We start from the raw sequence: 12,793 nt of genomic DNA on the forward strand, positions 1-12,793 counted from the left end.
ATGGCAAATATTAACTATATAGCATCAGCAGGAACAGGAAAAACATATAATCTTATAAAAAATGTTATAGAAAAGATAACAAAAGAAAATATAGAGCTAAAAAATTTATTAATATTAACCTTTACAGAAAAGGCAGCAGCAGAACTTAAAGAAAAAATAGCAGAAAGTATAAAAGAAAAAATATCAGATAAAAACACAGATTTAAAAGATAAAATAAAACTACATAAACAGCTTTTATTTATAGATAGTGGATATATTGGAACATTTCATAGTGTGTTTTATAGATTTTTAAGAAAATATCCAGAAATAACAAAAATAGATTTATCTTCTCAGATTATAGATGAAGAAGAAATAAAAGATTTTTTATATATATCTTTTGAAGAATGGATAAAAGAAGATTTTGAAAAAGATAAAGATATATGGCTTGAAATTGCAAATTTTTTAGAAGCAAACCCAAAAGAAATAAAAAAAATATTTTTTGACCTTTACAAAAATAGAACAAAAATAAAAATTTCTGATTCAAATACGGATTTAAACTATCAGAAAGAAAAAATAAACACTCAGAAAAAAGAGTTATTAGCCTTAGAAGAAGAAGTAATAAAACAATATAAAGAAAATCAAAAGTTCTTTAAAAAAGAAGCAGAAGAAAAAATAAAAACAGTTTTTAATCAATTAAAGCGAAAAAATTTAAGCAAATTAAAAAAAGGTGAAAATTTAGTAAATAAAAAGAAAGAAAAGGAGGTTCCAGATTTATATAGTTTCTTTGAATATTTCTGTCACAAAGTAAATAATTTAAGAAATTATGTAAGAGATTATAATGCAAAATTAATTTTAAAAAAATTTAGAGATTTTAAAGAATATTTCCAAGAAAAAAAACAAAAAGAGCAGATATTAGATTTTACAGATATATTATTAAAAACAGAAGAACTTATAAAAAATGAAAAAGTAAGAAAGCAATTAAAAGATAAATTTAAATATATATTTATAGATGAGTTTCAAGATACAGATATGATCCAAGCAAAAATAATAAAGCAGATTTCAAACAATAATATATTTGTATTTGGAGACCCTAAACAATGTATATATACTTGGAGAAATGCAAATTTAAAAGTATATTTTGAATTTTTAGAAGAAAATAATTTTGAAGATATAGTTTTAAACACAAATTATAGAAGTGATAAATGCATAGTTGATTTTCATAATAGGTTAATTTCCATAAAAGATTATTTAAAACATATAGATGAAAAATACAAAGTAGAAGTTAATCATAATAAATCTTTTGAAAATAGCTATATAAAGCATTTCATCTTAAATACTGAAGATAAAGAAATCCAAGCAAAACTTACAATAAAAATAATTCAAGATTTAATTAAAGAAGGCCAAAAATATGAAGATATTATGATACTTTTTTTAAATAATGATGATATAAGAGAGTTTAAAAAAATACTTGACCAGTATAATATTCCAAATATCATAACAGCAGATGAAAATCTATTTGATAGCGAAGAAATAAAATTAATTCTCAATATACTAAAATATATAGAATATCCAGAAAATAGACTAAATCTTTTAAAAATCCTAAAATCACCATTAATATTAGCAGATGATAAAACAATTTATGAAAAAAATCTAAATATCAGCAATAAAAATTTAGAAATAATAAATCAGATTATAAGTCAGAAAAACTCATTAACCTTACAACAAATAATAGATAAAATATTTGAAGAAACAGATTTAATAGAAATATTTTCAATAATTGATGAAAATTCTATAGAAAACTTTAATATCTTTAAAAAAATATATAAACAAAAAAGTTTAGAAGGATATAGCTTAAGAGATTTTATACTTTATTTAGAAACATCAACCTATCCAAAAGGAAATGAAAATGATAAAAATGCAGTAAAACTTTTTACAATCCATAAATCAAAAGGATTAGAAAGCCCTGTAATTATAATGCCTTTAATAGATCATAAACCTTATCAAATTAGATTAGGAGAAGAACTTTATATAAAAAAGGAAATACCTTTATTAAACCTTACTAAGCAAGGAGCAGTTAGCAAAAAATTAAAAAAATATAAAAAAACCCTTAAAGAGGAAATAAAAAATGAAAATGAAAGATTATTTTATGTAGCAACAACAAGAGCAAAAGAAAAACTAATATTTATATCAGGAACCCAAAATAGAGAAAACTCATTTAAAAATATTTTAGAAAAAGTTTCAAATATAGAAAAAGAAACCATAGATATTGAAAATATATTACTTGAAAAAAATGAAGATGAAGAACAATCTTTAAAAGATATAGAAAAACAACTAAAAGAGATTGAAAAAAAGGAAAAACAAAGAGAAAAAATCTATGAAAAAGCACTAAAACAACAACCTTTTACATCTGTTTCAAAAATAATGGAAGAAGAAAAAGAAGAAGTTGTAAAAACATCTGTAAATCAAGAAATAGCCACATATACAGGAATTTTAACTCATTTAATACTAGAAAATTTAGACTTTAAAAACTTTTCTGAAAAAGATATAAATAAGCTTATACAAGAAAAACAAAATATAATTCCAAATAAAATCAAAAAACAAGTTGTAGAAAATGTAAAAACTATTTTAGAAAGATTTGAAAATTCAAACCTACATAATGAGCTAAAAAATGCAGAAATATTATTTAAAGAACTTCCATTTTCTTTGTATGAAGATGGAAAAATAATAGATGGAAGAATAGATATTATCTACAAAAAAGATGGAAAAATAATTGTAATGGATTTTAAAACAAACAAATATGAAACAGAAGAAGAAAAACAAAAAATTATAAAAATGTATGAAACTCAAAAAAATTACTATCTAAAAGCAGTCCAAAAATTCATAACCAAAGAAGAAGTAATCTTTAAACTTGGCCTTTTATGGAAAGGAGAAGTAGTTTAATTATGAACTACAACCTTGTTTTTACCTTGAGCTTTCGCTATATAGAGAGCTTTATCTGCTTCTTCTAATACTTTTTTAAAATCACAATTTTCATAATCACAATAACTAACGCCTGCACTTATAGTTACTTTAAAAGTATTATTTTCATCTTTAAAAAGTTCTTCTTCTACTTTTTGTCTTATTCTTTCTGCAACTTTAATTGCTTTTTCTAATGGTGTATTTGGAAGTAAAATTACAAATTCTTCACCACCATATCTTGCTGCTATATCAGTTTTTCTAATATTATTTTTAATAATATTTGCTATTTTTTTTAAAACTTCATCACCAACTAAATGACCATATGTATCATTTACATTTTTAAAATTATCTATATCAATCATTATAATAGAAATAGGAAATTTATATCTTTTTGCTCTTTCAAATTCTTTATTTGCTTCCATTTCAAGGAAAAATCTATTATAAAGACCTGTTAAAGAATCTTTTATTGCTCTTTCAAAACAAATTTCTCTTTCAATCTCTTCACTTATAATAGATGAAATGATATATCCTAAATCTCTTAAAACTTCACCTTCTTCTTCTGTAAATTTTTTATCTTTATAAACATTGGCTACTGCCAAGCTACCTATTGGAGTATCTTTTCCGATTACTGCTACTAATAAAGTTTTTATTCCTAACTTTTTCCATTTTTCTATAGCTTTTTCATGATTTTGATAATCATTAATTATTAGGTATGTACCTTTTTTTGCTAAATCTTTCCAAAGGGAATTTTTAATAGGTACTTTATATTTTTTAGGATCATAATCTTTCATAATTTTATAAAAATTACTGGAAAATTTATCATAATATAGAAAATTTCCTTTAATTTTACCTATTGCAGCAAATTCCGAATCAAAAAAATCTGCTATTTTATCAAGAATTGATTTCCAGTTGTCTTTTTCATATTCTTTGTTTAAAATATCTTGAACAATTTCTAATATTAGTTTTGGATTTTTCATAAAATTTTCCTTATTAAAAAAAGTTAAATTATTGTATTATATCTTCTTTTGAAGCACAATCTTTACAAAGTCCAAATATTTCTAATCTATGGAAAGTAGGTTTAAATCCATAAATTTCACATATTTTATCTTGAAGTTCCTCTATCTCTTTTTCCTGAAATTCTATTATTTTTCCACAATTTGTACAGATAAGATGATCATGATGTTCTTTTAAGGATATTTCATATATTGTTTTATTATTAAATTTTATTACTTCTGTAACTATTCCTATCTCTTTTAGAATATTTAAAGTTCTATATACTGTAGCTCTTGATACATTTACATTTTTATTTTTTATTTTTTGAACAATATCTTCTATTTCAAAATGACCTTTAGTATTAAGAATCTCATCAAGTACTTTTTCTCTTTGAGATGTAAATTTTAAACCTTTTTCTTTAATAAATTTTTTAAACTCTTTTTTAGCAAAAGATTTATTCATTACAAATCAGGTCTCCTTACTTCAAAGGTATTTTCCTTTGAAATAATACAATAGTTAGCTCCTCCAAGTCTTCCAACTATCTCAAGTTTTGTTGTATCAACATATCCTTTTTCATTTAAAATTTCATTTTTTACATGAATTTTTAAAACTTTTCCAAATATTATACCCATATTTCCAATTTCAAGTATCTGAAATTTCTCACATTCTATATTTACTGGAGATTCTGCTACCAATGGTGCTTTCACTATATCTGCCTTTTTTGGTGTAAGCCCTGCTTTTTCAAACTCATTTATTTCTCTATCAAAAGCTACAGATGATATATTCATTTTATCTAAAAGTTCTTTTGTTACCATATTTACTACAAACTGGTCTGTTTCATGTATATTTTGCCAAGTATCTTTCTTTATTCCTTTTTCTTTACTTCCTACTGAAACCATTAAAAGAGGTGGATCTGATGAAACTCCTGCAAAATAACTAAATGGTGCAAGATTATAAATTCCATCTTTACTTATAGTTGATATCCAAGCTATAGGCCTTGGTACTATTATGCTTGTCATTAATTTATATATCTGTTTTGGAGAAAGCTCATTTGTATCAAAATCCATTATTATTCTCCTTAAAGATAGTTTTTAATATTTTTTCATAATTTTTATCTGTTGGAAAGTTTTTATACTCTTTACCAAGTTTTATTAATTTTTCTTTTTCAATGTTAAAATATTCAAGACTATTTATAAACTGTAAAAGTTGAGTAATATTACTTACTTTTTCTGAAAATTTTGCCCTTTCAAAATCTATAAGATGGACTTTACCTTTATCATCAACTAAAGCATTTTTTAATGGCCTTTGAAATTCATCTTTGTTAATTTTTAGTTTATCTAAGGTTCTTGCTTGTTGAAAAAGTTGTAAAATTAAGTTTTTATAGTTTTCTTTATTTAAAACATCTTTAAGAGGCTTTCCTTCTATAAATGAATAAGCTATAAAATCTTCACCTTTTATATGTAGTTTTCCACCTATCTTATGCTTATTTACTATAGAAAGAATTTCACCTTCTTTTTGGATAGCTTTTTTATGCTCTTCTTTATTTGGTATTTTGAAAGCTAATGTTTTACCGTCAAAAACTCCTTTATAGACAGTTCCTCTCCAACCTTTTCCTATAAGCTGTAAATTTCTTATTTTATCTTTTATATCCTTAAAATTCATAAATTTCTTCGTGATGTTGTGAATAGAATGCTTTAATATCGTTTACTATCTCATCTAAATCATCACTTACTTTAAATAGATTAAAGTCTTCTTTATCAATATAATTATTTTTCAAAACTTGCTCTTTAATCCAATCTACTAAACCATTCCAATATTCAGTTCCAAAAAGTATTACTGGATAAGTTTTTAATTTTTTAGTTTGCATTAATACAAGAACTTCTGTAAGTTCATCTAAGGTACCATATCCACCGGGGAACAATATATATCCTATAGAGTACTTTACAAGCATTACTTTTCTTGCAAAGAAATAGTTAAAGTTTAATTGAACCTTTGCATATTTATTAGGAATTTGCTCGTGAGGTAAGGCAATATTTAATCCTATAGAATTTCCTCCTGCTTCAAAAGCTCCTCTATTGCCTGCTTCCATAATTCCAGGTCCACCACCTGTTACAACACTAAATCCCTCTTTTGCAAATTTATAAGCAAGCTGTCTTGCTGCTTCATAATACTTATCTCCTTCTTTTACTCTTGCAGAACCAAAAATTGTAATAGCTGGAATATATTGAGGCATTACATCAAAACCATCTATAAAATCTCCAAGAATTCTAAAAAGTCTCCAAGCTTCTTCTTTTTTTAGTTCATTTATTTGGTACTTTTCAAACATTTACTACTCCTCTATAACAGTTTGCCATTTTTTTAATGCTAACTTATCGTAAATTGAAGGGAAAAGATTAGAAAAGTATATAAGAAATTTATACCAGTAAGGGTAAACTATCTCTCTTTTTCTTTTTTTATACGCTTTATAAGTTGCTTCTGCAAATTTTTCTGGAGATGAGCCTAATACTGGTGTATTTGGTGTTATTTTTATTGAACCTAAAGCATTTGAAGAAAAGTCTGTTTTGATTCTTCCAACTATTAAATTTAAAACATTTATATCATAAGGCTGAAGTTCTGCTCTTAAGCTATATGAAAAAGCATTTAATGCAAATTTTGAACTACAATAAGCTCCCATATAAGGAATATGCATTTTACCTGCTACAGATGAGACATTTATAATAGTTCCTTTTGTTTTCTTTAAATATTTTAAAAATCTTTGTGTTAGTAATACAGGTGCAAAAAAGTTTAACTCAAATAGTTTTCTTAAATCTTCTTCGTTTGTTTTTTTCCAGCTTTCATAAAGTCCTATTCCTGCATTGTTTATTAGTACATCTAATTTGTCAAAATTTTTTTCAAACTCTTTAATAATCCTTTCAATATCCTCTTTTTTTGTAATATCTGCTTGTATATGAAAATCTATATCAAAATCCACTTTTGACCTTGAAACACCTATAATGATAAATCCTTCTTTTTTAAATTTATTGGCTAAAGCTTTTCCTAAACCTCTTGAAACACCTGTAATTAAACAAATTTTTTCCATGATTTTTTTAGTAAAATAAAATATCTGTAATAATAATACACTAAAGTTTAGTTTTTAGGCAGGAGTTTTTATGAATAATATATTTGAATCAAAAAGTCCATTGATAAAACATTTAGTTTCTAATTTAAGAGATAAAAATTTAAAAGGATATAATTTTAGAAAATATGTAAGAGAAATTGCTCAATTACTTCTTTTTGAGGCTTTAAAAGAAGAAAAGTTAATAAATAAAGAGATAGAAACATGGATAGGAAAAGGAAATTTTCCTTTTTTAGATGAAGAAAATTTTGTTATTACTACAATTTTAAGGGCAGGACTTCCTATGCTTGATGGAATTTTAGAGATATTTCAAAATGCTCCTGCTGGATTTTTAGCAATAAAAAGGGATGAAAAAACTTTAGAAAGTCATGTTTATTATATTAGATTACCTGATTTAAAAGGAAAAACTGTAATTATCACTGATCCTATGGTTGCAACAGGTGGCTCTTTAGACTCTGCATTAAATATCTTAAAAAAAGAAAATCCAAAAAAGATAATATCTTTAAATATTATAGGGGCACCTGAAGGTCTTAAATTAATATCTGAGAAACATCCTGATGTTAATGTATATATAGCTCAAATAGATAAAAAATTAAACAATAATGGGTATATTATTCCCGGAATAGGTGATGCAGGGGATAGGGCTTTCAATACTTAATCATTTCCTGTTATTTGAGCCATGTCTAAGGTATAAACATTAGATATTCCTTCTCTTGCTGAAACTCCTAATAATCTATCAGCATAGCTTGCCATTGTATCTCTTAATGTAACTACTATAAATTGCGCATTTTGAGATAACTCTTTCATAAGCTCTGCTATCTTTCTTGCGTTTGCATCATCTAAATGGGCATCTACTTCATCAAAATAATAAAATGGTGCTGGTCTATATGATTGAACTGCAAATAAGAATGCTAAAGCTGTTAATGTTTTTTCTCCTCCAGACATTATCTCAAGTCTTTTTACATCTTTTCCTCTTGGTTTAGCTTTTAAGAAAATTCCACCAGATAGAGGATCATCTTCATTTTCTATCTCAAGATATGCTCTTCCACCAGGGGACAATCTTTTAAACATCTTATTCAGATTTTTATTTACTGCTTCATAAACTTCCATAAACGCTTGTAATTTCTTTTCTTCAAGACTTTCTATAAGCTCTTCTATACTTTTCTTCTCACTTAGTAAAGTTTCTACTTTTTCTTTAAGTTCTAAATATCTTTGATGTACTTCTTTATAATCTTCTAAAGCTTTCTGATTTACTGCACCAATATCTTTTCTTATTTTTTCAAGTTCTGATAATTGTTTTTCCAGTTCTTTTAGGTTTCCTTCTATTGGTTCTCCTGAATACTGTAATAAAAGCTCTTGTAATTCTAAATCAATATCCTCAATCTTTTGTTCTAATTTTCCTTTATCTTCAAGTAAAAATGTTATCTGTTTATTTGCTTCATCTTCTTCATATCTTAAAACTTTTAACTGTTCTTTTAGATGGTCTATTTTTTGAAGTAGCTCATCTCTTTCTTTTTCTTTATCTTTTAATCCTTGCCATAATTTGGTTAGCTGTTTACTTTCTTCTTCTATTTTTTCTTTTAACTGTTTTACTAAATCTTCTTTTTCCTTTATTTTGTTTTCAGTTTCTTGTTTTTCATTTTCTATTTGAAAAATTCTTACTTTAAGATTATTCTCAAGTTTGTCTTCTAATATTTCAAGCTGATTTAAAAGTTTATTTTTTTCTTCTCTTAATTTATAAACTTTATTTGTTATTTCTTCCCATTCTTTCCTTAATGTGTGAAGTCCTTGATTTTCCATTTTGCTTAATATCTCTTTTTTCTTTTCTTCTACAGATGTTAAAAGATTTTTTGTTTTTTCTATATCTTTACTTAAATTATCAAGCTGGCTTTCTATTTCAAACTGAGATTTTTTCAGATTTATTATCTGTTCTTCTAAAAATTTTATTCTATTTGATTTATTTTGATATTCAGTTTCTATATCTTGTTTTCTTTGGATTATACTTTCACTTTCTGCCTTTATTTTGAAAATCTCATTTTCTTTGCTTTTAAGTTCTTCTTCTATTTTCTTTAACTCTTTTTCAATTACTTCTTCTTCAAGTTTTAATCTATCATCTTCTTTTTCTAATCTTTCTTTTTCATTTTCTAAAGCACCTTTTCCTATTGAAAATCCTGAAGTAGATGATCCTCCTGATATTGTTCCTGTTTTTTCAAAAATATCTCCATCTAAACTTACCATTCTAAATGTTCCAATTCCTACGGTCCTTGCATCATCAAATGTTTCAACAATTACAGTATCTGAAAAAACATACTTTATAGCTTTTTCTATTTTTGGATCATAATCTACAAAATCTATTGCAAGTCCTATAACTCCTTTTCTCAGTGGTGGTTTATGTATTGGAAATGTTCTTACTGTGTTTAAAGGTATAAATGTTGCTTTACCAAGTTTATTTTTTCTTAAAATTTCTATACATTCTTTAGCTACCTGATCATTTTCAACAACTATATTATTAAGTCTTCCTCCTCCTGCTGACTCTATTGCAGTTATAAGTTTTTCATCTTTTACAGAAATAAGATCTGCTACTTTTCCATAAACTCCATTTATATCTTTTATTGCTTCATAGGTTTTATCTTCTTTTGTATGTTGAAGTTTTACGAGAACTTCTGTAAGTTTTTTAAAGTTTTCTTCTCTTTTGTTTCTTATATTTATGAGTTTTTTAGATAAAGCATCTTTTCTTATTTTTAATCTATTTATTTCCCCTTCAAGAGACTTTAATTTTCTTTCTTGGGTTTTTGCATAAGATGATATATTTTCTTTTGTATTTCTTAATCTTTCAAGCTCCGAGTTTAACTCTTCTATCTCTTTTTTGTAATTTTCTATTTTTTCATAAATTCTTTCTAAATCATTTTTTAACTTTATCTCTTCTTTTTCTAAATGGTTAAGTTTGTCTTTTAACTGCTTTTCTTCTTTTTCAATCTGTCCTAAATCTAATTTTGCTTTAGAACCTCCAACCTCTATCTGCTTTAATTTCTCATTTTTTTCTTTAAGCTCATTTTCTGCTTCTTCTAATTCAAGTTCTAAATCTGGTAATTTTTTATTTAACTGCTCTATCTGTTTTTCAACATTTAAAACTTCTTTTATCTTTTCTTCTTTTTCTTTTGTAATTTGAATTAATGTTTCTTTAAGATTTTCTATTTCTTTATTTAAATCATTTATCTTGTCATTATAAAGTCTTATCTGGGCTGTAATACTCCCTTCTTTTTCTTTTATAGGTAAAAGAGATTCTTGAATTTCATTTAAAGTATCTTCAAGCTGCTTTATATCTTTTATAATTTCTTTTTGTTTTTCAATAGAGTTTTCTTTTTGAGCATATAAATTATTTATTTTTTCTTCTATATCTTTAAGGGTTTGTAATACTTCATTTTTTTCTTTTTCAAGAAGGTATAATCTTACACCTTTTATCTGTTCTTTTAAATTTTCAATTTTTTCTTCTATATCTTTTGCTTTTAAGGCATTTTCTCTTTCTTTTTCAAGTTTTTCTAAATTGGTTTTAACTTCCTTTAATACCATTTTTGCAGTAGATAGTTTTTCATTAGCTTCTTCTAAATCTTTTAAAGCTTTTTCCTTTCTTTCTTCATACTCTGTTATTCCTGCTATCTCACTTATTAAATCTCTTCTTTCTGCAGGGGTCATTTTTATAAATCTAAATATATCTCCTTGGGTTACTATGTTATATCCTTGCTTTGGTATTCCTGCCGCTGTTAAAAGTTCTTCTACCTCATACTGCTTTGCAACTCTTCCATTTATTTTGTATGTAGATTTTCCATTATGCTCTACTTTTCTATAAATTGATACTTCTTCATCATTTAATGGAAAAGCTCCTTCATTTTTGAAAATTATCTCAACTTCTGCATAAGGTGCTGATTTACCCTTAGAAGAAAATATAAGATCAGAAAGTTTTAATGCTCTCATTGATTTGGCAGTAGCAAGGCCTAAAGCAAATACTATAGAATCTCCAATATTACTTTTTCCTGAACCATTTGGACCAACTATTCCAACAAATCCATCACCAACAGGTATTGATAATTTTCTAAGGCCATAAGATTTAAAACCATAAACATTAATTCTATCTATATATGCTTTAGACATAGCTAACTTCCTACTAATTTAACTACTTTATTTTTTCGGCAAATTATTATTTTTATTAATCTGTTCTCTTAATACTCTTTTTAAAACTTTTCCTGTAGCATTCTTAGGAAGTTCATTTACAAAATAAAAATGTTTTGGTATTTTATAATTTGCTAATTTATCTTTTAAGAAATTTCTTAACTCTTGTTCTGTAGTTGTTTCTCCTTCTTTAAGCTGTACAAAAGCAACTGGAATTTCTCCATGATTTTCATCTTTTTTCCCAACAACTGCAACAAGCTCAATAGCAGGATGTTTTGCAAGCTCTTCTTCTATTTCTCTTGGATATATATTTATACCTTTAGATATTATTAAATCTTTTTTTCTATCAACTATGTATAGATAACCTTCTTCATCTATATAGCCTAAATCTCCTGTTAAAAGCCATCCATTTACAACTGTCTGCTCTGTAGCTTCAGGATTTTTATAATATCCTTTCATTACATTATCACCTTTAACTATTATTTCTCCTATCTCTCCTTGAGGAAGTTCCATAAGTTCTTCATCTACAATTTTAATTTGATAATCAGGTAATGGTGGTCCAACTGATAAAGGTTTTTGTTTTTCAAGTCTATTAAAAGCAACTACTGGTGCTGCTTCTGATAAACCATATCCTTCAAGTAAAGGTACCTTAGGAAATTTTTCTTTCATTCTTTTTAATGTTGCTTCAGGTAAAGCGGCCCCACCTGAAACAAAAGCTCTTAATTTATTAAACCACATAAAATACCAAGGAAGTTTTGCTTTTGATAAAGCATTATATACTTCTGGTACTCCCATAAAAATAGTAACTCTTTTTAAAAGTACTTGTTTTAGTATATTTGAAAAAGGAAATATAGATTTAATTATTACTATTGGAGCTCCTAAATATAATGGAAGTAAAACAGTTGCTGTAAGTGTAAAAGTATGAAACATAGGAAGATATACAATAAATCTATCTTTATGAGATAAAGGTACTAATTTTGCTATATTTACTAAATTTGAAAATATATTTTTATAAGAAAGCATTACACCTTTTGGTTTTCCTGTTGTACCGGAAGTATATATTATTACTGCTGTATCTTCTAAATCTGCTTGAGGTTTAATATTTTCAAAACCTTTTAAATATAAACCTTCCTCAAAGGATAGATTATGAGAATCGAATTTATCAATATTCCCAGACCATATAATCTTTTGAAGCTTAGGACAACTTTCTAATATTCCTTCTAACTGTTTTTTAAATTTATCTTGCGTTATTAATATTTTAGAATCACTATTATCAAGTATATACTCTATTTCATGTCTTTTTAAGAATGTATTTATAGGTACTGGTACAGCTCCAAGTTTTCCTATTGCTAAAAATGCAACTAAAAACTCTTTTGAGTTATTCATTAAGATAGCAATATTATCGCCTTTTTCTACACCTGCAATTTCAAGATAATTTGCAAAAGAATCTACATACTCTTTTAATTGTTTATTTGTTATCTTCAGTTTATCTTCAAAAATTATTGGTTTTTTACTTAGTTTTTTTGCATTTTTTTCTAAAAGTTCATAAAAATTTTTATATGGATATTTTTCTTTCATTTT

The 12,793-nt window shown here is 25.5% G+C and carries 10 protein-coding genes; 2 read left to right on the forward strand and 8 right to left on the reverse strand.

All coding sequences use genetic code 11. The features are described 5' to 3' along the window. Complete coding sequence (locus CLV39_RS04545; RefSeq protein WP_121923052.1) at positions 1–2,919, forward strand: UvrD-helicase domain-containing protein; 2,919 nt, start codon at positions 1–3, stop codon at positions 2,917–2,919. Here the strand turns inward: CLV39_RS04545 and CLV39_RS04550 are convergent. Genes CLV39_RS04550 through CLV39_RS04575 form a run of 6 tightly spaced genes read right to left on the reverse strand, consistent with a single transcriptional unit; the run spans position 2,916 to position 7,009 of the window. Next, positions 2,916–3,914 carry a sensor domain-containing diguanylate cyclase gene (locus CLV39_RS04550; protein ID WP_121923053.1) on the reverse strand — a complete coding sequence of 333 codons (999 nt, stop codon included), beginning with the start codon at positions 3,912–3,914 and terminating at the stop codon, positions 2,916–2,918. The genes CLV39_RS04545 and CLV39_RS04550 overlap by 4 nt on opposite strands. Before the next feature lie 28 nt (positions 3,915–3,942). Next, complete coding sequence (locus tag CLV39_RS04555; RefSeq protein ID WP_121923054.1) at positions 3,943–4,392, reverse strand: Fur family transcriptional regulator; 450 nt, start codon at positions 4,390–4,392, stop codon at positions 3,943–3,945. Further along, positions 4,392–4,997 (reverse strand): flavin reductase family protein, encoded by a 606-nt coding sequence (locus tag CLV39_RS04560; protein ID WP_121923055.1) that lies wholly within the window; start codon positions 4,995–4,997, stop codon positions 4,392–4,394. Before CLV39_RS04560 ends, CLV39_RS04555 begins: the two co-directional genes overlap by 1 nt. Then, a complete protein-coding gene (locus CLV39_RS04565) occupies positions 4,987–5,592 on the reverse strand; it encodes a serine/threonine protein kinase (protein ID WP_121923056.1) in 606 nt (201 codons plus the stop codon). Before CLV39_RS04565 ends, CLV39_RS04560 begins: the two co-directional genes overlap by 11 nt. Then, positions 5,582–6,256, reverse strand: coding sequence for an LOG family protein (locus CLV39_RS04570; protein WP_121923057.1), 675 nt, complete (start codon positions 6,254–6,256; stop codon positions 5,582–5,584). Before CLV39_RS04570 ends, CLV39_RS04565 begins: the two co-directional genes overlap by 11 nt. A 3-nt stretch (positions 6,257–6,259) precedes the next feature. Continuing rightward, complete coding sequence (locus CLV39_RS04575; RefSeq protein WP_121923058.1) at positions 6,260–7,009, reverse strand: SDR family NAD(P)-dependent oxidoreductase; 750 nt, start codon at positions 7,007–7,009, stop codon at positions 6,260–6,262. Positions 7,010–7,079: 70 nt separating this feature from the next. On the opposite strand from CLV39_RS04575, the gene upp reads away from it, so the two are divergent. Beyond that, positions 7,080–7,703, forward strand: a complete 624-nt coding sequence (gene upp / locus CLV39_RS04580; RefSeq protein WP_121923059.1) for a uracil phosphoribosyltransferase — start codon at positions 7,080–7,082, stop codon at positions 7,701–7,703. On the opposite strand, the gene smc is transcribed toward upp, so the two are convergent. Continuing rightward, the gene (gene smc, locus CLV39_RS04585) at positions 7,700–11,194 is read right to left on the reverse strand and encodes a chromosome segregation protein SMC (RefSeq protein ID WP_121923060.1); all 3,495 of its coding nucleotides are present in this window, start codon (positions 11,192–11,194) and stop codon (positions 7,700–7,702) included. The genes upp and smc overlap by 4 nt on opposite strands. A gap of 27 nt (positions 11,195–11,221) precedes the next feature. Then, positions 11,222–12,790: a fatty acid--CoA ligase gene (locus CLV39_RS04590; protein WP_121923061.1), complete on the reverse strand. Its 1,569-nt coding sequence runs from the start codon at positions 12,788–12,790 to the stop codon at positions 11,222–11,224. Positions 12,791–12,793: the final 3 nt, after the last annotated feature.

It is taken from the genome of Hydrogenothermus marinus (genome assembly GCF_003688665.1).
GTDB classification, from domain to species: domain Bacteria; phylum Aquificota; class Aquificia; order Aquificales; family Hydrogenothermaceae; genus Hydrogenothermus; species Hydrogenothermus marinus.

Coding starts and splice junctions, on each gene's coding strand:
- CLV39_RS04575 (WP_121923058.1), bottom strand. CDS start 7,009: ATGGAAAAAATTTGTTTAATTACAGGTGTTTCAAGAGGTTTAGGAAAA.
- CLV39_RS04555 (WP_121923054.1), bottom strand. CDS start 4,392: ATGAATAAATCTTTTGCTAAAAAAGAGTTTAAAAAATTTATTAAAGAA.
- CLV39_RS04565 (WP_121923056.1), bottom strand. CDS start 5,592: ATGAATTTTAAGGATATAAAAGATAAAATAAGAAATTTACAGCTTATA.
- CLV39_RS04545 (WP_121923052.1), top strand. CDS start 1: ATGGCAAATATTAACTATATAGCATCAGCAGGAACAGGAAAAACATAT.
- upp (WP_121923059.1), top strand. CDS start 7,080: ATGAATAATATATTTGAATCAAAAAGTCCATTGATAAAACATTTAGTT.
- smc (WP_121923060.1), bottom strand. CDS start 11,194: ATGTCTAAAGCATATATAGATAGAATTAATGTTTATGGTTTTAAATCT.
- CLV39_RS04560 (WP_121923055.1), bottom strand. CDS start 4,997: ATGGATTTTGATACAAATGAGCTTTCTCCAAAACAGATATATAAATTA.
- CLV39_RS04550 (WP_121923053.1), bottom strand. CDS start 3,914: ATGAAAAATCCAAAACTAATATTAGAAATTGTTCAAGATATTTTAAAC.
- CLV39_RS04570 (WP_121923057.1), bottom strand. CDS start 6,256: ATGTTTGAAAAGTACCAAATAAATGAACTAAAAAAAGAAGAAGCTTGG.
- CLV39_RS04590 (WP_121923061.1), bottom strand. CDS start 12,790: ATGAAAGAAAAATATCCATATAAAAATTTTTATGAACTTTTAGAAAAA.